This is a genomic window from Streptomyces palmae (assembly GCF_004684805.1).
In the GTDB taxonomy this organism is placed as follows: Bacteria; Actinomycetota; Actinomycetes; order Streptomycetales; family Streptomycetaceae; genus Streptomyces; species Streptomyces palmae.
Window position 1 is genome coordinate 1 of record NZ_SRID01000058.1, and the last position, 25,840, is coordinate 25,840.

Below are 25,840 nucleotides of genomic sequence, written 5' to 3' on the forward strand. Positions count from 1 at the left end.
TGGCGATGGAGCTGATCATCCAGGCCAAGCGGAGCCCTGCCCACGGCCTCCGCTTGGCCTGGATGATCAGCTCCATCGCCATGGGCGCAGCAGGTCAGCAGCGCCGGTGACCCCTCGCCCGCACGCCGACCGGACAACCGTCCTCACCGTGCCGGGCGGGGTAACCCCCTCGCCCGCACACCCTCACCCGCTACACTGACGGCGGTGTGCCACTCCGTTGGCGCATCACCGAGTGGGTCGATGTGTCCGAGATAGCGACATTCTGCTATTTCCGCGCATTTTCCTACGACCCCCTGCCTCCGTAGCTCAGGGGATAGAGCACCGCTCTCCTAAAGCGGGTGTCGCAGGTTCGAATCCTGCCGGGGGCACCAACGAAAAGGCCCCGAACCGATCATGGTTCGGGGCCTTTGACATGCCTTTCTGACATCAACGACGACGGTCACTGACGACCGGGACACCTCTTCCTGACCAGCCGGTCCATGTGACTCATGGCCTCGCACTGGGTTTCCTGGACGACGTGGGTGTAGACGTCCATGGTGATGCTGATCTGGCTTGTTCAAGGATCTCCATCACCACGCGGGGCGCGACCCGGCACTGCCGTGTCCGCAAAACGTGAGACGGTCCGCCTCTCGTCAGAGCGGCCGGCCGTCGAAGGGGCCGCCGGAGCCGGGCTGGAACGTCGCTCCTAGGTCGTACTGCGCGATCCCGAAAGGTTGAAATTCGGCATCAGCAAGGACGCGGTAGAGGAACTCGGAGGTGGACATGTCGTACCAGTGCCATGGGCCGCCGTCACGGGACCGCGCAAGAACGGGGTAATCGCCTGGCCGCTCGGCGTCGATCAGCCAGCAGTACTCGTCGGCCCATTCGGTGGAGCCCCAGGCAACCAGCCCCTTGCCGCCCGGCGCGTAGATCTCATAGGGATCGACGGCGGAGACATTTCCGAGATTGCTGTCCTGGTCGACCGATAGGGAGACCCGCCACTGTGTCAGGAAGTCGAACGAGACGCCCTCGTCGCGCCCCAGAAAGGAGATGGAATCACTGAAGGTGCCGCCGCCGAACGCCTCGTAGAGCTTCTTGCAGTCCGCCGGTAGCGGGACCCCCAGCTCTCCTTCGATCGCATCCCAGTCGGCGGAGATCCCGAGCGGTTCCCACCCGGTCAGTTCGATCACTCGCTGAACCCACGTACGACAGTCGTCGGGCAGCTCAGCCCCCACTTCCGCTTTGATCACCCCCAAGAGCTGCGCCGCGTCCCGTGCGTCCCCACCTGTGGCACAAGGAAGAGGGTCCACCCAGGAAGCTTCTTCCGGCGGTGCATCCGGCGAGGGCGCAGCCCGCTCGGCCACGAGCACCACCAGCTGTTCGCCGTCCCCGGTACGGACCACACCGCAGCCGATCCACCGACTGCCGGACGTCCATCCGCGCATCTCGACCAGCTCCCCAGCGAAAGGAGCAAGGAGCGGCAGCCCGGTCCGCTCGGTCACCTTCGGATCGGCGTAACCACCCATGGCGAGGTTGCGCAGCTGCCCGTACCGACGGCTGAACTCCTTGAGGAGAGTGGAGAGGTTGATTGCGTCGGAAGCAGCCAGGCACACATGCCCCGCCGAGTGACCAGACCGGCCGCACACCAATTCCCGTCCGCCCGGCCGAACCAAGGAGGTAACGGCTTCGAACAGTTCCTGTTCGTCCATGGCCAGAGAGTGAAACACAGGCCACAGACAACGAGTCGGGACTGCACACCAACTGACATCCACGGCTGACATCCACGGCAGCGACCGGCCAGGGCTGAGACCAGGGCCGGACCGCCGCTTGAGCGGTCGATCCATCTGGCTGTGTCCCAGGATCTCCATCACGACGCGGGGCGCGAGTCCGGCCGGTGCGAGGAGGTCCAAACCAGCGCTGCCGCCGAGGCACGCTTCGCTGCCGGTAGGCTCGCCCACCCGCCTCTGGTGAAGACGAGGAGTGACATGGAGCTGTCGCCGTTGACGCTGAACCGTCTCGCGAACAGCGCCCTCGGGGCGGGTCCGGCGGCTGGGGGCATCGCATATGTGGCGCAGGCCGACGACGCCCTTTCGCGACTCGCGGCGTGTTTCGCCGTGATCGGGTTCGCGGTGATCGCCGTCAGGGGATATCGGCTCGGCGTGAGATGCCAGCACGCGACGCTGGTGATCCGTGGATATCTGCGCACGCGTGTGATCGCGCGAGAAAGCATCACGGAGATCACAGACTTTCCGGCGGTCAGATGGACGACTCGCAGTGGGCGCCAGCGATGGACCCCCATCACGGCATTCATGACGAGCTCGGGCGAAATCTCGGCAACCCGGCTCCACAAAGAGCGCGTCCTCGGCAAGCTGCAGCGGTGGGCGCGATGGTAGGGACTTGGCCCAGCCATGGACCCCTCACAGCTGGACAGCAGCCGGGTACCGCAACCACGGCGACCGTCCGGGGGCACCATCACCAAGGCCTCGGAACGATCACCTCCGAGGCGGTTCACATTGCCGGCATGCCCTTCGTCAGTACGGAGAGTCCGCCGGTCAGCGCCACGATGAGGATGAGCCGTCGGACCCGCTGCTCGGACACCCTCGACGCGAGCGCCCCGCCCGATGAGGGCGCCCGCCGCCGATAGCCAGGCCTCAGCCCTGCGACCGCACCACGGACTGCCCGACGTGCCGGAAGCTCATTCGGCCGAGCCCGCCGGCGAGGCAGGCTCGGCAGGGGCCTGGGGTGCGGCTTCCAGGATCGAGTCCAGCATGGCGCGGGAGCTTCGCAGGGCCTTGATCTCTTCGGTCATCCGTCGGCGTTCTTGGCGCAGTTGACCGACCAGGGTGGTGCAGGTGGGGCCGATGCGGGTGCTCTCGTCTTCCTCAAGGCATGGCAGCACTCGGGCGATCAGCGCCGTGGACAGTCCAGCCGCCAGTAGGCAGCGGATGCGTCGGACGGTCTCCACGTCCGCATCGGTGAACTCCCGGTAACCGCTGGGCAGCCGCTTCGGCGCGAGAAGGCCTTGCTTCTCGTAGTAGCGCAGCAACGTTCGTGGACGCCAGTGCTTCGGACCATGTCCTTCATCCGCATGTGCCGAACTGCTCTCTGACGGCTTGACTCTGACATTGGTGTCGGAGTTTAACGTGCGCCTTGTGAGAGGTGAACAGGCGGATCGGCAGGGCGTTTTCGATGCCATTTCGAGGACGGGCCAAACACCGGCCGTACGTCGGGTCGTGGCAATCGCCCATTCTGAGCGAGCCTTTACGGAAAAGCGTCTCCGACCAGTTCCGTCTATGTGCGGGGCGGCGTCGCCGTACATGGCTTCGAGGCCGGCCGCGACGTCGCTGATCGGTAGATGAGTTCCGTGGGCCAGGTGAAAGGCACCTCGGAACACGGCACCGGAGCCAACGCATCACCCTCGCCGGGCCTCGGCAATTGCCCTGGGGCATCGGACAGCGAATAGGGCTGCTGTGGCCCGCGGGTCAAGCGCGCCTGTCTGCCCCGAGAACGCCCCCGGTTGGGCCGCCGGAACGCGACGAGCCACGGATCCCCCCCCTGGGAACGGCCGGTGAGTCGAAGAGGTCCGTGTTCACCGCAGTGCAGGAGAGAGGGTAGGGACATGAATGCTCGGCACGCCGCATGGCGCTATGCCGTGGCCTGGCCGACGGCGGCCCAGGGCGAGAGAGGCGGCGCGATATGAGGCCGCTGGTCAACATCCGTACCGCGTTGCGCGGTCCGCGGGACTCTCGCCAGCGGCTGTTGGCCCTGTCGACCGTCGTCAACACGATCGGCATGGGCATCTTCCTGTCCGCGGGCACGATCTTCCTCATCCGGTCCGCCGGGCTGAGCCCCACGGAGGCGGGTATCGGCCTGACCGCTGGTTCGCTGTGCGGCTTCGGCGCCGGAGTCCTGATCGGCGACTGGGCCGACCGGCGGGGCTCGCGTGAGGTCGTCATCGGATCCATGCTGCTGGAGGCCGTGGCGAGCATCAGCCTCCTCTTCGTCCACAGCCTGTGGCCCCTGATCGTCGTGGCCGCGGCCGCGGCCGTCGGCCGTGCGGGAACCGGCGGTGCGCGCGGCGCGATGATCGGCGTGCTGGCCGAGGAGGGCAAGGGCGCGCGGCTGCGCTCGTATCTGCGTTCGGTGACCAACGTCGGGCTGGCGATCGGCACGATCGGGGCGGCGGTCGTCCTGGCCTTCGACACGCGGCCGGCCTATGTGGCCGTGGTCCTGACGGACACGATCACCTTCCTGATCGCCGCCGCCATCCTGGCCCGCCTACCGCACATCCCTCCGACACGCCCTTCAGGGCAGGACTCGGATACGGCCACGACGGAGCGGCGCTGGGTGGCGCTGCGCGATGCCCCCTACCTCGCGCTGACCGCCGCTTCCTCGGTCGCGAGTGTGCAGTACTTCGTCCTTGTCCCCGCGCTGCCGGTGTGGATCGTCGAGCACACCGAAGCGCCACGGTGGACGGCGGCCATCGTCCTCTTCTTCGAGTCGATTCTGGTCACGGTGGCCCAGGTGCCCGCGACCCGCTCTCTTGACGGACCACGGTCCGCGGGGCGACTGCTCGCGCTGTCCGGCCCGCTGTTCCTGGTCGCGTGGATTCCGATCGCGCTGGCAGAGGACGCCGCCGCCTGGGGCGCACTCGCCCTGCTCACCTTCGGCGTGGTCGTGCATGCCTCCGCCGAGGTCTGGCAGGCGGCCGGGACGTTCGAGCTCTCCTTCGCCCTGGCGAAGCCGGAGGCCCAGGGCCAGTACCAGGGAGTGATGGGGCTCGGACACGGCCTCGCCGAGGCGGTGGCCCCGATCGTCGTCATCTCGATGTGCGTCAACTGGGGCAAGGCCGGGTGGATTTCCCTTGCCCTGCTTGTCACGGCGGCGGGCTTCGCATGCGCCTTCGTGGAGCGGCTCTGGGCACGTGCCCAGGGGGCGGTCGCAGCGGCCAAGGCGTGAACGGAGGGTACGCCCCGGAGCGGTCGTGCTTCGGGGCGTACCTCGTACTCAGGTGGCGGTCCGGAACGATCGCGCTTCGGGCGCCCCCTCCTACCTCAGGTGGCGGTCGGGGGCTTGTGTGCGGTCCGTTGGCTCCACCGTGGGTTCGGGATCTCCGGTCAGGAGGGGTTCTTGCGGGTGCTGGTGTAGGTGAACGGGGCGGAGACTCCGGCGCTGTGGTAGCCGGCGGCTTCGAGGGCCAGGGTCAGGCGTTTGCGGGGCTTGAGGTCCAGGTTCGCGGTGGCGTGGAGTGCCCCGAGGGCGTATTCGTCACCGCATCCGACGGCGGCGTATCCGTCGGCGGGCTCGGCTATCTGGTAGTCGTCGTGGACGGTGAACAGGCGGCCGTGTATGCCGACCAGGAACGTCCCGGCCTGCTCCTGGTCGGATTCCTTGCGGGCCCAGCCGCCGTCCTTGAGGCAACTGCGCAGTGCGTCCACGAAGACGGTGGTCATGAAGCGGTCCAGGTCGCCCTTGGGCTTGGGCGCCTTGAACGCGTGGTGCAGCAGCTGCCCCATGCGGAAGCTGGTGGTGAATCCCATGGCATAGGGGCCGTTGCGGAAGATCTTCGGATCACGGCGGACGGTGATGCTGAAGCCCGAGACTCCGGCCGAGTCTCCGCCCAGATGTACTCGCCCGTTGTGTACGAGCCCCACGATTACGGTCATGGCCTCCCCTTCTTCTGTCTCCAGCCTCTCGTCATTTCGCCCGAGGGGGAAGGTTCAGGCGCTGTTCGTCGCCGAGTACGACCCGGGGTGCCGCGCTGTCCGTCGGGGTCAGGGACGCCGCCCGGGAGCGGGGTGCCCGCGGGAGTAGCGCCCGGGGGTGGTGCCCATCAGGCGTTTGAAGTGGCCGGTCGGGTGGGGCTGGTCGTGGAAGCCGGTGACCGCCGCCACCTCCGCCGGGCGGAGCCGTTGCGTGATGCGGGCCAGGCGGCTCGCCGCCTCCGGTTCGTCGCCCCGGTCGGCGAGGGCCTGGTGCGGTTGTCCGACGTGTCGGCGCAGCAGCGGGTCGACCTGGTCGGGGCCGTCCGCCGCCGGCCCGCTCAAGGGGGCCCGGATGCGCCCGTGAGCCTGGCAGCGGTCCGGGAGCACTCGGGTCGGCGCGTCCGGTCCGGGGTCACAGGTCGCGGACGAAGGTGACCCGGTCCAGGCCCGGCCCGTCGTAGTCCGGCTGCACCGGGACGCCGTCCTCGGTCCGCTCCCCCGGCTCCACTCGGAAGCCCATGCGCTGGTGGTAGGCGATGGAGTTGAGGTTGTTGGGGCCGGTGAGGCAGCGCACCCGGTCCCGGCCGTGTTCCTGGACCAGCGCGAAGAAGCGGTGGTAGAGGGCGCTGCCCAGACCGCTGCGCCGCCGTTCCGGGTGCACCCCGACGTAGTGGATGTAGGCGGTCCGCGGATCTGTCTGGGACAGGAAGCCGATGAGGAACGCCTGGAGGCTGCCGTCAGCGTCCTCGACCCAGAAACTGGTGTCGGCGAAGTGCTGGAGGAACAGCCGGGGCACCATGAGCCGGCGCTGCATGGACCCCACCTCTCCGCCCAGGCCGCCCCACCATTCGGTGAGGGCCACCTGCAGGCGGGCGTGGTCCGCTTCCGTGGGGTGGCGCAACGCGGTGCCGGGCGGCAGGTCCTGGGCGGGAGTCAGCTCCGTGGTCATGGGCTGATCTTCCGATCGGCCCCGACATGCGGGCAAGAGGGCGGGGGCTGCGGGGTCGGTTCGCCACCGGGCCCCCGATGGGCTAAAGTTGATCTCGCAACGCCGCCCCGAGGGGCGGGGGTTGATGCGTCGGTCGTCTAAGGAAAGATACTCGTCTCCAAACGAGGGATGTAGGTGCAAGGCCTGCTCGGCGCTCCAGTGAAGGTCCCTTCCGCCACCCGGCGGGAGGGACCTTTCGCATGGGCGGCGGGATTCTCCGCGCCCCACCGGCGGATCACCACATCAGGGCGTCGTCCATGGACGTCTGCCAGTAGGTGACCTCCGCGCTGTCGTCCACGTACACACCTCCACCGGGCAGCGTCAGGTTGGTGCTGCCGCCGACGGAACCGTCCTGGTCGCGGTTGGCGAAGGACACGCCGAGCCGCTGTGCGGTGATGCCGTGCTGCGCGCCACCGTCGGCGGCCGAGGTGCGGATGCCGGCGTAGGCGGACTCCCCGGGCTTGAGGGTGACCACGGCCTGCGGCTTGCTGTCCTCGTTGAACGCGGTGGCCGCCTGCGCGTCGTCGAAGCGGAGGTACGGGGCGTAGTAGGCGTAGCAGGGCGCGGTGCCGGTGTTGGTGGCCGTGAGCAGCAGATGGTTGATCGGCCGGCTGACCTGGGTGACGGTGACCTTGGTGTTGGCGCTGGTGCACGTGGTGGCCGTGCCGGAGCCGCGGTTGCCCCGGTCCGTCCTGGCGGGGGCTGCCTGGGCCGGGGGCTTCGCCGCGGCCGTCCCGCTGTCCCCGGCGTTCCCGCCGGACTGGCCGGACTGGCCGGTCTGGCCGGTCTTCTGGCTGCCGGTGCCGTCGCGGTCGTCCTTGGCCGCGGCGGGCGCCTCTTCGGCGTCCTTGGCGGAGTGGGCGGGGGCGGCACTCTGGTGGGCGGTGTTCGCGCGGCCCTCGCTGCGGGTGCCGCTGCCACCGTCCTGGCAGGCGGTGAGGGAGAAGGAGGCGAGCGCGAGGGTGGCCGCGGCGAGGAGGCGGACGCGGGTACGGGCGGTGGTCGCAGACATGACGAAGCAGTCCCCTGTTCGAATCACGTGGAGGAAGGCGCGCCGCTCGACCGGTTGCCCAGGGCGACGTGCTTGGATTGGTCCCAGCTTGTGCGGCAGTCCGTCCCATCCGCCACAACTCCCGGGAAACTGGCGCACTGGGACGCCCGCATTGGCCTTGACCTGGGGAAACAACTCTCCCCTCGAATGCACGAATGGGATGGAGGCACGGTGGGGGCGGCTGAGGAGACGGCCGAGTTCGCGGAGCTGTTGCGGAAGTTGAAGGAGCGTTCGGGGCTCAGCTACGGAGCGCTCGCCAAGCGACTGCACATGAGCGCCTCGACGCTGCACCGCTACTGCAAGGGTGAGGCGGTCCCCCATGACTACGCCCCCGTGGAGCGGTTGGCCAGGGTCTGCAAGGCGACCCCTGAGGAACTGATCGAGGCACACCGCCGCTGGATCCTGGCGGACGCGGCCCGCGGCCGGACGCCGAAGGGGGCGCCGGCCCACCAGGCTTCGGCGGCGAGTGCGGTCTCCGCCGCGGGGGTGCCTACGGCCGGCGACGCGGCGGCGGGTACGGGTTCGTCCCAGGTCGCGGGAGTGGGCTCGGGTACGGGTGCGGTCCCGGGCGCGGAGGCCGGTACGGGTACGGATTCGGCCCCGGTCGCGGGAGTGGGCTCGGGTACGGATTCCGGCGCCGGCGCCGGTACCGGTACGGCGAGTGGGGCCGGTGCCGCGAGCGGTACGGGTCGGGGTGCCGGCGGGTCCGAGGCCCACGGCGTCACACCCCCGCGGAACCCGCGGCGGCGGATGTCGCGGGCGCGGGTGGTGCTCGCGGCGGCGGGGGCCATGGTGGTGCTCGGCGGGGCGGCCTTCGCGGTGCAGGCGGGGTCGGACGACGGGGCGGACCAGCGGCGGTCGCGGGACTCGGCCCGTACCGCGCCCACCGCCGGAGAGCTCGGGGGTGCTCCCACGGGCAAGTCCAGGGCGCCGGGCCGTTCCGCCTCGCCGTCCGCCTCGGCGAGCAAGTCCGCCTCACCGTCCGCCTCGGTCCACGCGACCGCCACCTCGGACGGCAAGCGGTCGGGCACGCCCGGGCAGACCGCGGGCAAGACCGGGCGGCGGGACGGTCCGGTGCCACTGACGGTGGCCACCCGTCCGTACGACTGGGACACCCCGTGCAGCCAGCACTACCTGATGGACCGCCCGGCGGCCGAGGTGCCGCCACCGCCCACCGAGCAGGACGCGCCGGGCTGGGTGAACGCGCTGAACGCGGTCTCCGCGGAGGAGCAGCGGTTGCAGCTCACGGTGCAGGGCACCGGCAAGGACACCGTGGTGCTCCAGGCGCTGCATGTGCGCACGGTGGAGACCAGTGCGCCGCTGGCCTGGAACAGCTACACCATGGGCGTCGGCTGCGGCGGGAGTGTCGACAGCGCGGCCTTCGACATCGATCTGGACGCGGGACGGCCGACCGCCAAGCCCGCGCGCGGCCAGCGGGACTTCCCGTACAAGGTGAGCGAGAGCGATCCGGAGGTCCTGTTCGTCACGGCCCGCGCCTCCTCCCACCAGGTGCGCTGGTACCTGGAGCTGGAGTGGTCCAGCGGCGACCGGCACGGCACGCTGCGCATCGACGACCGCGGCAGGCCGTTCCGTACCAGCGGGGAGCACGGACGCCCGGGGTACCAGTTCCCGAACGGCGATGCCGCCTGGTCACCGAGGGTCGAGGGCTGAGCGGGGGCTGAGCGGCGTCGGCCGAGCCGTGGGGCGAGTGGTACGGCTGGGCCGTGAGTGAGCGGCGCCGGATCAGCGACAGGCCGAGCGGCGTCGGGTAGCGGCATCGGCTGGGCTATGGGGGTGAGCGGCACCACCTGAGCCGTACCGCACGGCGTCGAGCGGTATCGGGTGGGCGTGTGGGTGAGCGCCACCACCTGAGCCCTGCGGTCGAGCAGCTCCCCACCTGAGCCGTGCCGTCAGGCGGCTCCCCACCTGAGTCCCGAGGCTCGGCGCTCATGCCGATGGCCGTACTCCGCGGGCGGGCCGGGGCGGATGCGCGGAGGATGGTCGGGACGTGTCCCGGATCGCCGGCGCGTCCCCTCCGGTCCCCTCGGGAAGCGGGTAGCCATGACCCGGCAGACGGCATGGGCCAAGCGCTCAGGACTGATCGGCGAGTTGGCCGCGGAGTACCTGGGCACCCTTGTCCTGATCCTCTTCGGCTGCGGTGTGGTGGCGCAGGTCGTCACCGGCGGCATCCTGGCCGGTGGCTCCTTGGGCAACCACGACAGCATCGCCTGGGCCTGGGGGCTCGGGGTCACCATGGGGGTCTATGTCGCGGCGCGGCTCAGCGGCGCGCACATCAATCCCGCGGTCACCCTCTCGCTGGCCATGTTCAAGGGCTTCCCCTACGCCAAGGTGCTGCCGTACTGGGTGGCGCAGACGGCGGGCGCCTTCACCGCGGCCCTGCTGGTGCGCTGGAACTACACCGAGGTGCTGGCCGCGGCGGACCCCGGGCACACCCTCAAGACGCAGGGGGTCTTCTCCACGTTGCCGGGCAACGGGACGCTCCCGGTGAGCGAGTGGGGCGCGCTGCGCGACCAGATCATCGGCACCGCGGCCCTGATGCTGCTGATCCTCGCGGTGACCGACCTGCTCAACACCCCGCCGGGTGCCAACCTGGGGCCGTTCATCATCGGCCTGATCGTGGTGGTGATCGGGATGGCCCTGGGGTCGGACGCCGGGTACGCGATCAACCCCGCCCGCGACTTCGGTCCCCGGCTGGCGCAGTACCTCACCGGCTACGACTCGGCGTGGCGAGATCAGTACGGGAACTTGTACTGGTGGGTGCCGATCGTGGGCCCGCTGATCGGCGGCCCGATCGGAGCGGCCCTGTACAGGTTCTTCATCGGCCGCTTCCTCCCGGTCCCCGGGATGCAGGAGATCGGCCGCACCCCCGACGTGTCCTGACCCGATCCGACCCGACCCAACCCGACCCGGCAGCACGAGAGGCGGCGGCGATGCCAGAGTTCGTCGGTGCGGTGGACCAGGGCACCACCAGCACCCGCTTCATGATCTTCGACCATGACGGGAACGAGGTGGCCCGGCACCAGTTGGAGCACCGGCAGATCCTGCCCCGCTCGGGCTGGGTGGAGCACGACCCGGTGGAGATCTGGGAGCGCAGCAACACCGTGATCCAGAACGCGCTCCGGGCCTGCGGGCTGTCCCCCACCGATCTGCACGCCATCGGCATCACCAACCAGCGTGAGACGACGGTGGTGTGGGATCCGCGGACCGGGCGCCCGTACTACAACGCCATCGTGTGGCAGGACACTCGTACGGACACCATCGCCGCGGCCCTGGAACGGGACGGGCACGGGGCACTGATCCGGCGCAAGGCGGGGCTGCCGCCAGCCACCTACTTCTCCGGCGGGAAGATCCAGTGGCTGCTGGAGAACGTGGCGGGGCTGCGGGAGGCCGCGGAACGGGGCCACGCGGTCTTCGGCAACACCGACGCGTGGGTGCTGTGGAACCTGACCGGCGGCCCGGACGGCGGGGTGCACGCCACCGATGTCACCAACGCCAGCCGCACCATGCTGATGGACCTGGAGACCCTGGACTGGGACGAGGAGCTGCTGGCGCTCTTCGGCATCCCGCGGAGGATGCTGCCGACGATCCACCCGTCCGCGCACCCCGAGGCGTACGGGCAGGCCCGCACCTCCCGGCCGCTGCGGTCCGCGGTCCCGATCGCGGCCCTCCTGGGCGACCAGCAGGCGGCGACCGTGGGGCAGGTGTGCTTCTCCCCCGGCGAGGCCAAGAACACCTATGGCACCGGCAACTTCCTGGTCCTCAACACCGGCACCGAGCTGGTGCGTTCCGAGGCCGGCCTGCTCACCACGGTGGCGTACCAGTTCGGGGACGCCCCGGCGGTGTACGCCCTGGAGGGCTCGATCGCGGTGACCGGCGCGGCGGTGCAGTGGCTGCGCGACCAGCTGAAGATCATCACGGACGCGGCGCAGAGCGAGCGGCTGGCAGCGGCGGTGGAGGACAGCGGCGGCATCTACTTCGTACCTGCCTTCTCCGGGCTGTTCGCCCCGTACTGGCGCTCCGACGCCCGGGGCGCGATCCTGGGCCTGGCCCGCTACCACACCTGCGAACACCTGGCCCGGGCCACCCTGGAGGCCATCTGCTACCAGAGCCGGGACGTGGTGGAGGCGATGGAGCACGACTCCGGCGTACATCTGGACGTGCTGAAGGTGGACGGCGGGGTCACCGCCAACGACCTGTGCATGCAGATCCAGGCGGATGTGCTGGGCGTGCCGGTGAGCCGCCCGGTGGTGGCTGAGACCACGGCACTGGGCGCGGCCTACGCGGCGGGGCTGGCCACCGGCTTCTGGCGGGACACCGATGAACTCCGGTCGCACTGGCACGAGTCCAAGCGCTGGCAGCCGCGGTGGACGGCCGAGCAGCGGGCCGAGGGCTACGAGGGCTGGAAGAAGGCGGTGGGGCGCAGCATGGACTGGGTGACGGTGGAGTAGCGGTCGCCGCCAGGGTCGCTCGGGGGCTGGCGGCATCATGTCCCGCACCCGCCTGCCCGCGCACCCGGTCAGGGCCCTTCCGCATGCGGGCGCGGGGATGCGGGCCGTCCGGGTGTCAGGCCGTGGGGAGCGGGCGGGCGCGGTTGAGGTTGAGCAGCGGGCCGAGCAGGTCGCCGTACCGGGCCAGTCGGTCCGGGATGTCCTCGATCCGGAAGGCGAGTTGCCCCGGGTCCTCGCAGCTCTCCACCTCCTCCCAGGTGACGGGGGTGGAGACGGTGGGTTCGGGGCGGGCGCGCGGGGTGTAGGGCGCGGCGGTGGTCTTGGCGGCGGCGTTCTGGCTGAAGTCGACGAAGACCTTGCCGGGCCGCAGCGCCCGGTTCATCCGGTGCAGCGCCAGCCCCGGCAGGGCGCGCTCGGCCTCGATGGCGAGGATCTTGGCGTACGCGGAGGCCTGCGAGGAGGGGGTCGGCTCCAGCGGTACCAGCAGGTGCAGACCCTTGGAGCCGCTGGTCTTGGCGAAGGCCCGCAGCCCGTCCCGGGCCAGCCGGTCGCGCAGCCATACGGCGACCTCGCAGCAGTCCGCGATGGTGGCGGGGGGACCTGGGTCGAGGTCGAACACCAGGCGGTCGGCCTGGCCGTACCCCTCCTCGGCCCGCCACATCGGCACATGGAACTCGACCACCAGGTTGCCCGCCCACATCAGCGTGGCCAGGTCCAGGATCAGCACCTGCCGGGAGGTACGGCCCTCATGGCGCGGCACCTCCGCGGTCTTCACCCAGCCGGGCGTGCCCGGCGGCGGATTCTTGGTGAAGAACTTCTCGCCGTCGGGCCCGTCCGGGTAGCGCAGGAAGGCCAGCGGGCGCCCGTACAGATGCGGCAGAAGTGCGCCGGCGGTCGCCGCGAGGTAGTGCAGCAGCTCGCCCTTGGTGGTGCCGGTGGCCGGGTGGATGACCTTGTCGAGGTTCCGGAGGGCGAGGCGTCGCCCCTCCACCTCGGTGATCGGCGACATACGATAAGAATCTCATGAAAGGGATCAATGATGCGATCCATTTGGAATGGGACGATTTCGTTCGGTCTGGTCAGCATCCCGATCAAGATGTACCCGGCTACCTCGGAGCACCACTCGGTCGCCTTCAAGCAGATCCACACCGCCGACAACGGGCGGATCCGCTACCGCAAGGTGTGCGAGTTGGAGGAGGAGCAGGTCGAGGCCCAGGAGATCGGCCGCGCCGTCGAGGACGCCGACGGCAGCCTGGTGCCGATCACCGACGACGATCTGGCCGCGCTGCCGCTGCCCACCACGCACACCCTGGAGATCGAGGCGTTCGTGCCGGCCGGTGACATCGACCCGCTCCAGATGGCCGACGCCTACTACCTGGGCGTCGACGGGGTCGCCGCCGCCAAGCCGTACGTACTGCTGCGGGAGGCGCTCAAGCGCAGCGACAAGGTCGCCATCGCCAAGTACGCCCACCGGGGGCGGGAGCGCCTGGGCATGCTGCGGGTGGTCGGCGACACCATCGCGATGCACCGGCTGGTCTGGCCGGACGAGGTACGGAACACCGCCGGGATGGCCCCCACGGTCAAGGTGTCCGTCAAGGACGCCGAACTCGACCTCGCGGACACCCTGATGGCGACCCTGGGCGAGGTCGAGCTGGAGTCCCTGCACGACGACTACCACGAGGCCCTGGAGGAGCTGGTGGCCGCCAAGGCGGCCGGCGCCGCCCCGGCGGCGGAGCCCGTGCCGCGGGCGGCCGGCGGCAAGGTCGTCGATCTGATGGCCGCCCTCCAGGACAGCGTGCGCACCGCCCGCAAGGCGCGGGGCGAGGCCGAGGAGGAGGGCGAGGAGGCGGCCGAGGCCACCGTCACCGCCCTGCGGGGGGCCGCGAAGACCGCGTCCGGCGGGGGTGGCGGGCGCGGCGGCAAGAAGGCGGCGTCCTCCGGCAAGAAGACCGCCTCCGGTGCCCGCGGGAGTGGCGCCCGCAAGACCGCGGCCGGGGGCGACGGGAAGACCGGCGCCAAGAAGGCGGCCGCCAAGAGCCCGGCGAAGAAGACCGCGTCGAGGCGGAAGACCGCCTCCTGACGGTGTCACCTGCGGCGTCGCGAGGGGTTTTCCAGCGGTTGGGGAATCCACCCCCCGACGCCGGGCCTCGCCCCGGCGGCTCCCCGGGGACTCTCGGGCACGCTCGGCGCTTCAGCGCGAGACCCGCGCCCGACGCTCCGGTCCCGGCTCCGGGTTCCCGGTGGCTCCGGTCCCGGCTCCGGGTTCCCGGTGGCTCCGGTCCCGGCTCCGGGTTCCCGGTGGCTCCGGCACCCACCATGACGCGGGACCGCCCCTCGACGCGGGACCCCGCCCCGGCGGTCCGGGGCTCCCCCGTGACCCCGAACCGCCTGGGAAGCCTCCGCTAGCCGAAGAGTTCCGGGCCCCGCTCACGGGCCCAGGTGGCGAAGGAGCGGGCCGGGCGGCCGGTGATGCGCTCGATCTCCGGGGAGACCTCGACCGGCCCGTCGACCGAATCCGCGTAGATCCGCAGCAGCGAGGACGCGAGTTCCCTGGTGAGGTGCCCGCCGGTCATCCGCTCCAGCGCCTCCTCCGGGGTGATCTCCACATAGCGCAGCGGCCGGCCCACGGCCTCGCCGATCAGCCGCACCTGCTCGGCGTGGGTGACCGGCTCGGGGCCGGTCAGCACCGGGGTCCGCCCGAGCAGCTCGTCGCCCAGCAGGGCCCGTACCCCGACCGCCGCGATATCGGCCTCGTGGACCGGGGCCGAGCGCGCCTCCGCGTACGGGCCGTGGACCAGGTCGCCGGCCCGGACCTGCGCCGCCCACATGGCCGCGTTGGCCGCGAAGGCCCCCGGCCGCAGATGGGTCCACTCCAGGCCCGACTCCTCGATGGCCGCCTCCAGCTCGCGGTGGTGGGTGCCGATCGGGTTGTCGGGCCCCGGAGCGGCGGCGGAGGAGGACGACAGGGTGACCACCCGCCGCACGCCGTGCCAGCCGGCCTGGCGCAGGAAGGCCTCGGGGCCGTCCTGCCAGATCACCGCCGGGTTGAGGAACACCGCCCGCACATCGCACATGGGCAGGTCGCCGGCCCTGGCCACCTGCACTCCGGCGGGCACTCGGGCGTTCGCCGGGTCCCGGCTGAGGGCGCACACCCGGACACCCGACTCGGCCAGCTCACGCACCACATGCCGGCCCACGTTCCCGGTGGCTCCGGTGACGACGATCATGACATTGCCTCCCCGTACGGCTTCCCCGTGTTCCCCGAGCGCGATCGGTCACGCTCGCGCCAGCCCATGGTTCAACCAGACGGATGAACTTGTCAAACAAATATCTGGATGATGGCCTCAGTCTCCTGGCTGACCTGCTGGATAACCTTGGCCGATGACCCGAACGTCATCTCCGCAGCCGCAGCCCAGGCGGCCTCGCCGCGCCCCCGCCCCCGATGAGCGCAAGCTCGACGCCGAGCGGTCACGGCGGCTGCTGCTGGAGGCGGCCCTGGAGGAGTTCGCCGCCAAGGGCTTCGCGGGCGCCCGGGTCCAGGACATCGCCGACCGGGCCGGGCTCAACAAGCAGCTGATCAACTACTACTTCGGCGGCAAGGAGGGGCTCTACCAGGCGCTCAACCTCCAGTGGCTGGAGAAGGAGGCGGAGTTCAACGACCCTGGGGTGCCGCTCGACGAGGTCGTCGTCCGCTATCTGCGCCACGCCCTCGCCGACCCGCGCGGCACCCGGTTGAACGCCTGGCGGGCGCTGACCGGCGACGTCTGGGAGGAGCAGCAGGAGGACCTGTCCGACCTGGAGCGGCGGCAGTCGGCCGGCGAACTGGCCGCCGACCTGGATCCGGCCTCGGTGATGCTGCTGATGATCGGCGCGGTCTCGGCACCGGCGGTCATGCCGCACGCGGTACGCCGGATCTTCGGCCTCGAACCGGACTCCCCGGAGTTCCAGGAACGCTACACCGAGCAGCTGCGCCGCATGATCCGCCGCCTCGCGGAGCACCCGGAGGAGGGTGAGCGGTCGGCCGGGACGGCGGGCGAGAGGGCACCTGCGGTCCCGGGCGAGGGGGCGGCCGGGGCGTAGCCGGGCCGAAGTGCGCACCCGGGAGCCCGGGGGCCTTGGCCGGTCACCGCAGGGGCCGCGGCCGCCGGGGCACCGCCTGGGCGGTGTCCGGATTCCGGAGATCGGCCGCCGCCGGGCGCCCCGCCCCTCGTAGACTGTCCGGATGACGCCCCCCGACCCGGCCGGTACCTCCGTTTCGAGCGACGCCCTGCGGGTGCTGCGCCGCGTGTTCGGCTATGACGCCTTCCGCGGCGACCAGCAGGAGATCATCGAGCATGTGGCGGGCGGCGGCGACGCGCTGGTGCTGATGCCCACCGGCGGTGGGAAGTCGCTGTGCTACCAGATTCCGGCGCTGGTCAGAAGGGGTGTCGGCGTTGTCGTCTCCCCGCTGATCGCGCTGATGCAGGACCAGGTCGACGCGCTCAAGGCACTCGGCGTACGGGCCGGCTTCCTCAACTCCACCCAGGACCTGGACGAGCGGCGGCTGGTGGAGGCGGAGTTCCTCGCCGGTGAGCTGGACCTGCTCTATCTGGCACCCGAGCGGCTGCGGGTGGAGTCCACGCTGTCACTGCTCGACCGGGGCGAGATCGCGCTGTTCGCCATCGACGAGGCGCACTGCGTGGCGCAGTGGGGCCACGACTTCCGGCCCGACTACCTCGCCCTGTCCGCGCTGCACGAGCGCTGGCCCACGGTGCCCCGGATCGCGCTCACCGCGACGGCCACCGAGGCCACCCACACCGAGATCGCCTCCCGGCTCAAGCTCCAGGACGCCCGGCACTTCGTGGCCAGTTTCGACCGGCCCAACATCCAGTACCGGATCGCGCCCAAGAACGACCCCAAGCGGCAGCTGCTGTCCCTGCTCCGCAGCGAGCACCCCGGGGACGCGGGCATCGTCTACTGCCTCTCCCGGGCCTCGGTGGAGAAGACCGCGGCCTTCCTGACCGAGAACGGGATCGCGGCGCTGCCGTACCACGCGGGCCTGGACGCGGCGACCCGCGCCACCCACCAGGCGCGGTTCCTGCGCGAGGACGGTCTGGTGATGGTGGCGACCATCGCCTTCGGCATGGGCATCGACAAGCCCGACGTCCGCTTCGTCGCCCACCTCGACCTGCCCAAGTCGGTGGAGGGCTACTACCAGGAGACCGGGCGCGCCGGCCGCGACGGGCAGCCGTCCACCGCCTGGCTGGCGTACGGGCTCCAGGACGTGGTCCAGCAGCGCAGGATGATCGAGCAGTCCGAGGGCGACCCCGCGCACCGCCGCCGGCTGGCCGCCCACCTGGACGCGATGCTGGCGCTGTGCGAGACCGTGGAGTGCCGCCGGGTGCAGTTGCTCAACTACTTCGGCGAGCCCAGTACGGCCTGCGGGAACTGCGACACCTGCCTGGCGCCGCCCGAGACCTGGGACGGCACGGTGGCGGCGCAGAAGCTGCTGTCCGCGGTGTCCCGGCTGTGGCGGGAGCGGAAGCAGAAGTTCGGCGTGCTGCACATCGTGGACATCCTGCTGGGCAGGAAGACCGCGAAGGTGATCCAGTTCGACCACGACCAGCTGAGGACCTTCGGCGCCGGCACCGAGCTGCGCGAGGCCGAATGGCGCAGTGTGGCCCGGCAGTTGCTGGCCGCCGAGCTGCTGGCGGTGGAGGGCGACCACAACACCCTGATGCTCACCGAGGGCAGCGGCGAGGTGCTGGCCGGGCAGCGCGCGGTGAAGCTGCGCCGCGACCCGGAGCGCACCGCCCGGGCGGCCGGGAAGGACAGGGCGGCGCAGACGGGCAAGGGCCGCCGTGCCGTCCCGGTCGATCTGCCGGAGGCGGCGGTGCCGGTCTTCGAGAGCTTGCGCGCCTGGCGGGCGGCGACCGCCAAGGAGCAGGGCGTCCCGGCGTATGTGATCTTCCATGACGCGACCCTGCGGGAGATCGCCACGCTCGCCCCGACCACCCTCGACGCGCTGGGCACGGTCAACGGGGTCGGCGAGAACAAGCTGGCCAAGTACGGCCAGCCGATCCTCGACCTGCTGGCCGAGGGCCCGCAGGAGGTGGCGGAGCCCCCGGCGGCTTCCGCCACTTCGGCTTCCGTCACCGCTTCGGCTTCCGTCGCGGGCACGGCCGCGGCCGCGGCCCCGGCGGGCGCTGCCGTGCCGGTCGCCACCGCGGTCTCGGCCACTCCGGTCGGCGAACCGGATGGGGAGCCGGGCCCCGAGCCCGACCTGGAGCCGGAGCCGGAGCCGGAGCTCGACGACATCGACTGGTAGCCGCGCCCCGGGCGCAAGGATCATCGGTTACGAGACCGGGCCCCTGAGCACGGAGTCGGTGAGGCGGTCGGCGGCAGCGTGGTCGAGGGGGGCGTGGCCGAGGAGGAAGCGGTACCAGAAGACGCCGTAGATCTGGTCGATGATCAGGCCGAGGTCGGCGTCCTCGGGGAGTTCGCCGCCGTCGCGACCGCGGGCCAGCAGGTCCTGGAGGGCGGCTCGGCGTGTGGCGGTGAAGGCGCGCATCATCTCGGCCAGGTGCACGTCGTGAGCGGCTTCCCGGACCAGTGCGCGCAGGGCGGGGGCGCTGGGCGGGCGCTGGGCGCCGTCGAACGTGGCGGTGATGAAGGCGTGGAGATCATCACGCAGTGAGCCGGTCTCCGGCGAGGGCACCTCCTGTCCGGCCTGGTCGATGAGGGCGTCGAGGAGGACTGCCCCCTTGGAGGGCCACCACCGGTAGACGGTCTGCTTCCCGACACCCGCGGCGCGGGCGATGGCGTCGACGGTGACCGGTGTGCCGTCGGACTCGGTCAGCAGCCGGAGGGCGGCATCCAGGATGGCCCGGCGTGCTGCCTCGTTGCGGCGCCGCCCGGTGTGCGGCCGTTCCATGCGCGGTGGTGTCACGTCCATGCCTTTCTCGTCCCGCACCCTGCGGACGCTCCTTCCTCTCCCCTTACCCCCTTGACGAGACTAACAGTCTCGGTACAAACTCTTGTCGAAACCAGCAGTCTCGACAAGATGACCGCACGGACATACCCGTAGAAGGCAGGGGCCAACACCATGAGCGCGTCGAACAGTTCACCTTCCGTGTTCACCGGGCAGCGTGTCGTTGTAATGGGCGGCAGCTCTGGTGTCGGCGAGTCCGCCGCCGCGGCCTTCGCGGCGGACGGAGCCGAGGTCGTCATCACCGGACGCAACCAGGACCGGCTGGACGCGGCCCTGGCCCGGATCGGCGGCAAGACCACCGGCTACCGGATGGACGCGACCGATCAGGGCGCCATCGACGCCTTCTTCGCCCAGAGCGGCACCGTCGACCACCTGGTCGTCGCGGTCACCGGCGCCGCGGGCGGCGGCCCCTTCGCCGAGTTGGACATGAAGGAGCTGGCGGCCGGATTCGACGCCAAGTTCTGGCCGCAGGTCCGCATCCTCAAGGCCGCGCTGCCGCACCTGCGCCAGGACGGATCGGTGACGCTGATCACCGCCTCCTCCGCCCGCGCGGCCTTCCCGGGCACCGCGGGACTGGCCGCGCTCAACGGCGCCCTGGAGGCGATGGTTCCGCCGCTGGCGGTCGAGCTGGCGCCGCTGCGGATCAACGCGGTCTCACCCGGCGTCATCGACACCCCCTGGTGGGACCGCGTTCCGGCCGAGCAGCGCCAGGCGCTGTTCGACGGGGTCGCCGCCATCACGCCAGTCGGTCGGGTCGGCCAGTCCGAGGACGTGGCGCGGGCCATTCACATGATGGCCGCCAACAGCTTCATCACCGGCGTGGTGCTCGACTGCACCGGTGGCGCCAACCTGCCCACCGGCCGCTGATCGCGTCGCCCCCCGCGGCCCAGGGCGCGGAAGCGCCCGGGCGCGGGAGGGCGGGGGTCACCCGCGTGCGTCGGCGGCCACCACGGCCGACTACGCCACCCCGAGGGCTGTCGCTGCGGCCGGAGGGCCGCACGGGCTCCGGTCATACCGGTGGGCGGGCCGCGGCCCTGGCTAGGAGCCGTCCGCGGCGCCCTTCCCGGGATTCACCGCGGTGTAGAGCTCCTTGACGAGGTCGACGATCCGTGTGTCGACGTCAGCGGCGGTGAAGCCGATGTCCTTGGTGCCGGATATGGCCTGCCAGGTGAGCTGGGCCTTGTAGAGCAGGGAGCCGTCCCGCAGCAGGGCGTACGAGATCCGGCTGCTGTTGGAGCCCCCACTGGCCAGGGTGCCCTTTGCCCAGGCACCGTCCAGATTCCGAACGGAGACTCCCTGGCCCTTCCTGACGCCGGCCATACGCCAGTCGAAGCTGCCCGACGCCTCCTTCTCGCTGCCGTAGGGCACCACGGAAAGGTGGAGCTGGCCCGTGAAGTCGGTTCGCCCGTCCCGACGGGCGAGCTGCGCCGGGCACTGCGGGCCGCCGGGATCCGAGCCGTAACCCGGCTTGATGTCCTTCGGCGCGACCGAGAACTTCCCCTGAACGGTCTCCAGCAACGGCTGGAAGTCCACCAGGGAGCAGACCTTGAGGCCGACGGTCGACGAGGCGCCGGCGGGCTCCGGGCCCGCCGTGCCGCCCTTCGAGGCACCGGCCGCACCCGGCCGCGTCCCGGAGTCCCCGTCGGAGCCGCACCCGGTGGCGGCCAGCAGCAGGCCCGCGGCGAGCAGGGGGCCCGCGAGTCTCGTGCGGCGGGATCGGGCGCGGCGGAGCGCCGCGGGAGGGTGCGTGTCGGGACGCGCAGCGGATCGCATGAAGGTCAACCCCCGTTTGCAGCCGACCCGTTGTGGGCCGTCTTGGTGTCAGAGGGAACTCACGCCGGGCGGCGCCGTCCGGTTCCCCCGCGGGTGTCCGCCGCGGGCATGTCCCGCGCTCGCCCCGATGGCGCCGTCAGTGCCGGCACCAGGCCCGGATCAGCCGCCGCGGACCACGAGGTCGCAGCCCGATGGTCGGAGCCTCGTCGCGGTAAGCGCCGTCGCGGTATCAGGACATGACCGGGGCGCCGGCTTCACCCTCCTGCCCGTTGCCGGCGCTGTCGGGCGCGGTGGGCGAGTGCCTCCACGACGCGCTGCCACGCCGGGGACGCCTCGACGATCCGGGAGAAGACCAGCTCCAGGCCGTCCGGACGGCCCCTGTCCCGCCCGTATGCGATCTCCCATGCGTCCAGGTCGTCGATGAGCCGGTCCAGGCGCGGATCGGACGGGTCCCAGTCGACTGCCTGGTCGCAGGCGAGATACAGGCGGATGGTCTCGGGGTCGTCGAAGCCGGCGTTCTTGTCCCGTATCCGCCGCGCCATGGAGTGCGGGTCCAGCGCCCGCGCCAGGATCCACGCGTCGCGTTCGACCCGTATCCTCTGCTCGCTGATCCCCAGGGCGCGCATCCGGCGCAGGATGGCGACCACCTCGGGGGGCAGGACGATGCCTTCGCCACTGGCCAGTGCGGCGATCCGCCGGCGGCTCTCGGTGATCCGGTCGATCCTGCGCTGGAGTTCGGCGTCGATGTCGGTGATGGCCGCGGCGAATTCGGTGGGCTCCGCGTGCAGCAGGGCGTCGATACGGGCCAGTGGCACCCCCGCGTCGGCGAGGGTCCTGATCCGGATGAGATCCACCGCCGCCTGCGCGCTGTAACGGCGGTAGCCGGAGGCGTCGCGCTCGGGCTCGGGCAGCAGACCGACGTGGTGGTAGTGGCGAACGGTGCGCACGGTCACGCCGGCGGCGGCGGCGAGTTGGCCGATCGTGAGCAACGTTCACCTCTGAGCGTCGGGCGTGGCCCTGCCGAGTCTAGGGGCGGGCCACTCGGTCGAGAACGTCGCGGATCGCCTGGACCACGGCATCGGGGCGGTCGAAGCAGAGCCGGTGGTGGAGGGTGTCGGTCAGCAGGCGCTGTTCCCCGTGCGAGACCGTGCTCACCAGGGCCGCGTCCATTCGCGTCCTGCCGTCGCGCATCTCGCGCACGGTACGTTCCCCCACCAGCGCCTGCACCCCTGGGTCGGCGCCCAGGGCGGTCAGGGCGACCACCGGGACGTCCGGGATGTCCGGCCCGGCTCGCAGTTCGGCGGCGAGGTCGGTCAGGGTGCCGCGCTCGGAGATGCCGGACCGGATCCACTCGTCACTCGCCTTGGCTTCCATCAGTGGTTCCCGCATGTGCTCCGGGTAGTCCGCGAACAACTCGGCGCTCCACTCGCGCAGGGCGGCACGAAGCTGTTCGAGCTGCTCCGGATCGGGTGTCATCCGTTCGGTCGCGGCCAGACCCGCCGCGGGAGGCATGAACGCGTCCCAGTCGCGGTGGAGGGCGTCCAACCAGACCAGCCCGGCCACGTCCTGCGGGTACAGCTGGGCGAAGCGGTGCGCGTAGAGGCCGCCGAGCGAGTGCGGGACCAGCACGTACGGTCCGGCGAGGCCCTGGGCGCGCAGCAGCTCGCGCAGTTCCGCGGCGACTGCGGCGGCGGTGCGCGGCAGCGGGAGGCGATCGCTGTAGCCGGTGCCGCCGCGGTCGTACACCACGGCGGTGGTGAACCGGGACACCTCTTCCTGCACGGCGAAGTAGTCCAGGCCGACCGCGCCGGCGCCCGGCAGGAAGACGACGGCCGGCCCGCCGCTGCCCGACCGATGCACATAGACGCGGCGGCCCTCGATCTCCAGGAATCCTCCGATCGGCGGAGCGAGCCGCGCCGGGGACGTGCTGTTGTTCGTCATGCGGCAAGCCTTCAACCCTGACGCAGGGTCAAGGTCAACCTTTGCCCGCGGATCGTAAGGCCCGAGACGGATCCGGATGCCGCCCGGGGCCGTGGTGCGCCGCGCGGACGGCCGCCCAAGCCGTCGTGGTCGACGGTGGGCGGCCGGGGCCCGTCTCAGACCGGGATGCCCGCGCCCCGCAGCCGGCCCTGGATGTTCTCCCAGGACGGATCGAGGGTCTCGGCGGGGTGGGCGCCGACCCCGACGTCCTTGAAGCCACTTGAGGTGGAGACGCAGACCACCGGTCCCTCGAAGGCGTCCCGCCCGGTGGCGCGCAGGCCGGCCAGGGCGGCGGCGCTGGAGAGTTCCGACCACAGCCCCTGGCGGGCCAGTTCCGCCTGGGCCGCGGCCATCTGCGCATCGCTGACCAGCAGCGCCTCGCCGCCACCGGCGCGTACGGCGACCGCGGCCCGGTAGCCGCTGACCCCGGAGACGGCGGAGTAGGCGGCGCTCTCCCCCACCTCCACCCGCGCGGCCGGCAGTCCCTGCCGCAGTGCGGCGTGCAGCGGTCCGCCCGCGTCGGGCTCGCAGGCGTAGATGCGCGGGGTGTGCTCGGCCAGGCCGAGCCGGTGCAGTTCCTCGAAGCCCTTCCAGACGCCGAACAGCAGCTCACCGTAGGCGGTGGGCATGAACACCGCAGCCGGTGTGCCGAGTTCGGTGAAGATCTCGTAGGCGATGGTCTTGTAGCCCTCGGGCCCGAAGGGGTGGCCGGTGTGGGTGACGGTCAGGTTGCTGACCGGGTGGTAGCCGGTGCGCTCCACGATCCGCCGCATCAGCGGCCAGCGGTCCTCCACCGGTACGGGCAGCACCTCGGCCCCGTAGGCGTGCAGGAAGGTGTCGACCGCCGCGGGCATGCCGGCCGAGGCCAGCAGCACGCAGCGCAGTCCGGCGCGGGCGGCGAAGGCGGCGGCGGAGGCTCCGTGGTTGCCGGAGGAGGCCACCACGATGCCCTCGGCGCCCACGCCGACGGCGGCGCTCACGGTGCAGCGGTTGAGCCGGTCCTTGTGGCTCCAGGTGGGATTGCGCGACTCGTCCTTGACGTACACCCCGTCGCCGATGTCGATCAGCGGGGTGCCGCCCTCGCCCAGCCCCGGCGCGGCCAGCGGCGGCAGCAGCGGTGCCCAGCGGTCCAGCCCGCCGCGCCCGGGCGGGACGGCCCGCACGGTCTCCGGGCCCAAGGCGGTGAACAACTCCTTCGGCACCCGGTCATAGGCGTAGTCGATCTCCAGCGGGTACGCCACCTCGGCGGTGCTCGTCCTGGGGCAGCCGCTGGTCAGCGGCGGCCAGAGCGGATACGACAGGACCGGGTCCCCCAGCGAACGCTGGCCGGTCGCCAGCGACTCCGTTGCCATCATGTTCCGCGAGTCTAGGAACCCGGGGCGTGCGACGGAACGGCACGCAATGGCGGCAGGGTTGGGCACAAGGCGTCATTCGGGCCGTAGGTTCCCCGCGGCGTCCGAGCGCTGGTGCTCCACCCGGAACCCGTGGCGGTGGTGCCTCAGTTCTTGAAGGTGCGGGGGAGCGGATCCACGTCATCCCTGGCGGAGGGCAGGGCCGGACGGGCGCACAGCCAGCCGTTGATGGCGAAGCGGCTGTCCTCGGGCCGTCCGCTCGGGCACTCGACCTTGCGGACCTCGTGCCAGGCGGTGGGCCGGAAGAAGACGATGCTGTCGTGTTCGGGTTCCCAGTCCTGCCACGTGCGGTCCTCCCACTTGCCGGCCCGGCCCGAGTCCAGCGGCAGGGCCACGTCGAACACGCGCAGTTCGCCTCCCAGGAAGGGGCGCGGCCTGCGGTGCAGGTAGTAGACGAAGGTGAGCAGGCGGTTGGCGGAGTATCCGACGCCCCTGGTGTCCTGGTGCGCCCGGTAGAAGTCGCCGTCGTTGTGCACGTTGAGGCCGTAGCTGGGCTCGGTGTCGGCGCAGGAGATGCCGAGCGTGCGCTCGACGGCGGGCAGCACCTCGTCGATGGCTTCCAGCAGTTCCGGCACGGCGAGCAGGCCCGAGCGGGAACGGCGCACCTTCGGGATCACCTGGGTGCCGTCGACCGTGGAAGGCGCCAGCGCGCCGTAGGCCGCCGCGACGGCCCGCTCCAGCAGGGCGGCCGAAGCCCGCTCCCCCAGGAAGTCGGTGATGCGGCAGACCGTTACCGGAAGCCGCCAGATGGCGTCCGCGGACACCCGCGAGGTCCGCTCCTCCGCATCGGGTGCCGCCGTCGTGGACTCCTGCACTGTCATCATTCCCGCCTTCGCGATCGAGTCGAGCGAGTCGCCCCTCGCGGGACGCCCCGGCCAAGGAGCGCTGAATGCTGCTTCACCAGGCTCGCCGCCGGCGTGAGGACGAGCCCGAGAGCCGCTTTTCACTCAGTCGGATTCCCCCGAACAGCGGTGCTTCTGGCGTCCAGTGCCCCGGAGGCCAGGCGCCGGTGTGCGGGTACCTACCGCACACATTCCCGGCAGACCTCGGCATGCGTAAACACGACACGACAGGACGTCGTCCCTTCGGATCACATGCGGTCGGCCGATAAGACGATCACTCCGTGTGTCTCGCGCACGGCCCTCACCAGCGAACGGATGATGCCGGAGAGGCTCTCGCATCGCCTCCGAAGGGCACTCCCGCGTTCGGTACCAAAGGAGCACTAGATGGGCCCTGAGAACAGGAAGCCTTCCTTCAAGCTGAGCCCACTCCAGCAGCAGGGCGGAAGGATCGCGGGCGGCGCGATGGCCTCGCTCGCTCTCGTGATGATGGGCTTCGCCAGCCCCGCGATGGCACATACACAGGTGACCAATGCACCGACCGAAGTGCGGGGCGGAGGCGGCTGCAAGCACGGCAAGGGGCACCACACGGGGGGCAAGCACGCGGGGGGCAAGCACGACACGTGCAAGCACAAGGGGAAGGGCCACCACAAGAAGAAGGGCAAGGGCAAGGT

General features: G+C 71.2%; 22 protein-coding genes, 1 tRNA gene and 3 pseudogenes. 11 read left to right on the forward strand and 15 right to left on the reverse strand.

Annotated elements, in window-relative coordinates; translation table 11 throughout:
• The first annotated feature begins 295 nt into the window (after positions 1 to 295).
• Positions 296 to 371 (forward strand) — tRNA-Arg (locus E4099_RS09275).
• A gap of 68 nt (positions 372 to 439) precedes the next feature.
• Here the strand turns inward: E4099_RS09275 and E4099_RS34070 are convergent.
• Positions 440 to 588 (reverse strand): annotated as a pseudogene (locus tag E4099_RS34070) (site-specific integrase); the annotation flags it as partial.
• 44 nt (positions 589 to 632) lie between these two features.
• Positions 633 to 1,688, reverse strand: a complete 1,056-nt coding sequence (locus tag E4099_RS09285; RefSeq protein WP_135338493.1) for an SMI1/KNR4 family protein — start codon at positions 1,686 to 1,688, stop codon at positions 633 to 635.
• Between the two features lie 276 nt (positions 1,689 to 1,964).
• Between E4099_RS09285 and E4099_RS09290 the strand changes: the two genes are divergently transcribed.
• Complete coding sequence (locus E4099_RS09290; protein WP_135338494.1) at positions 1,965 to 2,372, forward strand: hypothetical protein; 408 nt, start codon at positions 1,965 to 1,967, stop codon at positions 2,370 to 2,372.
• Positions 2,373 to 2,674: 302 nt separating this feature from the next.
• Here E4099_RS09290 and E4099_RS09295 read toward each other — a convergent pair.
• Positions 2,675 to 3,069 (reverse strand): annotated as a pseudogene (locus tag E4099_RS09295) (MerR family transcriptional regulator).
• A gap of 606 nt (positions 3,070 to 3,675) precedes the next feature.
• Here E4099_RS09295 and E4099_RS09300 point away from each other — a divergent pair.
• Positions 3,676 to 4,938, forward strand: a complete 1,263-nt coding sequence (locus tag E4099_RS09300; protein WP_167828328.1) for an MFS transporter — start codon at positions 3,676 to 3,678, stop codon at positions 4,936 to 4,938.
• 158 nt (positions 4,939 to 5,096) lie between these two features.
• On the opposite strand, the gene E4099_RS09305 is transcribed toward E4099_RS09300, so the two are convergent.
• The 4 genes from E4099_RS09305 to E4099_RS09320 all read right to left on the reverse strand — a co-directional run bounded on the left by E4099_RS09305 (position 5,097) and on the right by E4099_RS09320 (position 7,684).
• Positions 5,097 to 5,645 carry a hypothetical protein gene (locus E4099_RS09305; RefSeq protein WP_135338496.1) on the reverse strand — a complete coding sequence of 183 codons (549 nt, stop codon included), beginning with the start codon at positions 5,643 to 5,645 and terminating at the stop codon, positions 5,097 to 5,099.
• 108 nt (positions 5,646 to 5,753) lie between these two features.
• A complete protein-coding gene (locus E4099_RS09310) occupies positions 5,754 to 6,026 on the reverse strand; it encodes a helix-turn-helix domain-containing protein (protein ID WP_209446565.1) in 273 nt (90 codons plus the stop codon).
• A gap of 70 nt (positions 6,027 to 6,096) precedes the next feature.
• On the reverse strand, positions 6,097 to 6,633 hold the full coding sequence (locus E4099_RS09315) for a GNAT family N-acetyltransferase (RefSeq protein WP_135338497.1): 537 nt from the start codon (positions 6,631 to 6,633) through the stop codon (positions 6,097 to 6,099).
• A gap of 274 nt (positions 6,634 to 6,907) precedes the next feature.
• Entirely contained in the window at positions 6,908 to 7,684 is a 777-nt protein-coding gene (locus E4099_RS09320) for a DUF4232 domain-containing protein (protein WP_135338498.1), read from the reverse strand.
• 210 nt (positions 7,685 to 7,894) lie between these two features.
• Between E4099_RS09320 and E4099_RS09325 the strand changes: the two genes are divergently transcribed.
• The 3 genes from E4099_RS09325 (at position 7,895) to glpK (ending at position 12,192) form a co-directional block, all read left to right on the forward strand.
• On the forward strand, positions 7,895 to 9,394 hold the full coding sequence (locus E4099_RS09325; protein ID WP_245244710.1) for a helix-turn-helix domain-containing protein: 1,500 nt from the start codon (positions 7,895 to 7,897) through the stop codon (positions 9,392 to 9,394).
• Positions 9,395 to 9,784: 390 nt separating this feature from the next.
• The gene (locus E4099_RS09330) at positions 9,785 to 10,624 is read left to right on the forward strand and encodes an MIP/aquaporin family protein (RefSeq protein WP_135338500.1); all 840 of its coding nucleotides are present in this window, start codon (positions 9,785 to 9,787) and stop codon (positions 10,622 to 10,624) included.
• Positions 10,625 to 10,674: 50 nt separating this feature from the next.
• A complete protein-coding gene (glpK, locus tag E4099_RS09335) occupies positions 10,675 to 12,192 on the forward strand; it encodes a glycerol kinase GlpK (RefSeq protein WP_135338501.1) in 1,518 nt (505 codons plus the stop codon).
• Between the two features lie 115 nt (positions 12,193 to 12,307).
• Here the strand turns inward: glpK and ligD are convergent, their stop codons facing one another.
• Positions 12,308 to 13,201: a non-homologous end-joining DNA ligase gene (ligD, locus tag E4099_RS09340; protein WP_135338502.1), complete on the reverse strand. Its 894-nt coding sequence runs from the start codon at positions 13,199 to 13,201 to the stop codon at positions 12,308 to 12,310.
• A gap of 30 nt (positions 13,202 to 13,231) precedes the next feature.
• Between ligD and ku the strand changes: the two genes are divergently transcribed.
• Positions 13,232 to 14,272, forward strand: a complete 1,041-nt coding sequence (gene ku, locus E4099_RS09345; RefSeq protein ID WP_135338503.1) for a non-homologous end joining protein Ku — start codon at positions 13,232 to 13,234, stop codon at positions 14,270 to 14,272.
• 322 nt (positions 14,273 to 14,594) lie between these two features.
• Here the strand turns inward: ku and E4099_RS09350 are convergent, their stop codons facing one another.
• Complete coding sequence (locus E4099_RS09350) at positions 14,595 to 15,419, reverse strand: NAD(P)H-binding protein (RefSeq protein WP_135338504.1); 825 nt, start codon at positions 15,417 to 15,419, stop codon at positions 14,595 to 14,597.
• 154 nt (positions 15,420 to 15,573) lie between these two features.
• Here E4099_RS09350 and E4099_RS09355 point away from each other — a divergent pair, with 154 nt between their 5' ends.
• Both E4099_RS09355 and recQ read left to right on the forward strand, forming a co-directional pair.
• On the forward strand, positions 15,574 to 16,272 hold the full coding sequence (locus E4099_RS09355) for a TetR family transcriptional regulator (RefSeq protein ID WP_135338505.1): 699 nt from the start codon (positions 15,574 to 15,576) through the stop codon (positions 16,270 to 16,272).
• A 142-nt stretch (positions 16,273 to 16,414) separates the two neighbouring features.
• The gene (recQ, locus tag E4099_RS09360; protein WP_135338506.1) at positions 16,415 to 18,499 is read left to right on the forward strand and encodes a DNA helicase RecQ; all 2,085 of its coding nucleotides are present in this window, start codon (positions 16,415 to 16,417) and stop codon (positions 18,497 to 18,499) included.
• A 27-nt stretch (positions 18,500 to 18,526) separates the two neighbouring features.
• On the opposite strand, the gene E4099_RS09365 is transcribed toward recQ, so the two are convergent.
• Positions 18,527 to 19,144, reverse strand: coding sequence for a TetR/AcrR family transcriptional regulator (locus E4099_RS09365; RefSeq protein WP_245244712.1), 618 nt, complete (start codon positions 19,142 to 19,144; stop codon positions 18,527 to 18,529).
• A gap of 132 nt (positions 19,145 to 19,276) precedes the next feature.
• Between E4099_RS09365 and E4099_RS09370 the strand changes: the two genes are divergently transcribed.
• Positions 19,277 to 20,029, forward strand: a complete 753-nt coding sequence (locus E4099_RS09370; RefSeq protein WP_209446566.1) for an SDR family oxidoreductase — start codon at positions 19,277 to 19,279, stop codon at positions 20,027 to 20,029.
• A gap of 171 nt (positions 20,030 to 20,200) precedes the next feature.
• Here the strand turns inward: E4099_RS09370 and E4099_RS09375 are convergent, their stop codons facing one another.
• The 5 genes from E4099_RS09375 to E4099_RS09395 form a co-directional block, all read right to left on the reverse strand.
• Entirely contained in the window at positions 20,201 to 20,935 is a 735-nt protein-coding gene (locus tag E4099_RS09375; RefSeq protein WP_135338507.1) for a hypothetical protein, read from the reverse strand.
• 254 nt (positions 20,936 to 21,189) lie between these two features.
• A complete protein-coding gene (locus E4099_RS09380) occupies positions 21,190 to 21,924 on the reverse strand; it encodes a MerR family transcriptional regulator (RefSeq protein ID WP_135338508.1) in 735 nt (244 codons plus the stop codon).
• 37 nt (positions 21,925 to 21,961) lie between these two features.
• Entirely contained in the window at positions 21,962 to 22,876 is a 915-nt protein-coding gene (locus E4099_RS09385) for an alpha/beta fold hydrolase (protein ID WP_135338509.1), read from the reverse strand.
• Positions 22,877 to 23,031: 155 nt separating this feature from the next.
• Positions 23,032 to 24,267, reverse strand: coding sequence for a threonine synthase (locus E4099_RS09390; protein WP_135338513.1), 1,236 nt, complete (start codon positions 24,265 to 24,267; stop codon positions 23,032 to 23,034).
• Positions 24,268 to 24,413: 146 nt separating this feature from the next.
• Positions 24,414 to 25,148: a 2OG-Fe(II) oxygenase gene (locus E4099_RS09395; protein ID WP_135338510.1), complete on the reverse strand. Its 735-nt coding sequence runs from the start codon at positions 25,146 to 25,148 to the stop codon at positions 24,414 to 24,416.
• Between the two features lie 405 nt (positions 25,149 to 25,553).
• Between E4099_RS09395 and E4099_RS09400 the strand changes: the two are divergent.
• Positions 25,554 to 25,840, forward strand: a pseudogene (locus E4099_RS09400) (hypothetical protein); the annotation flags it as partial.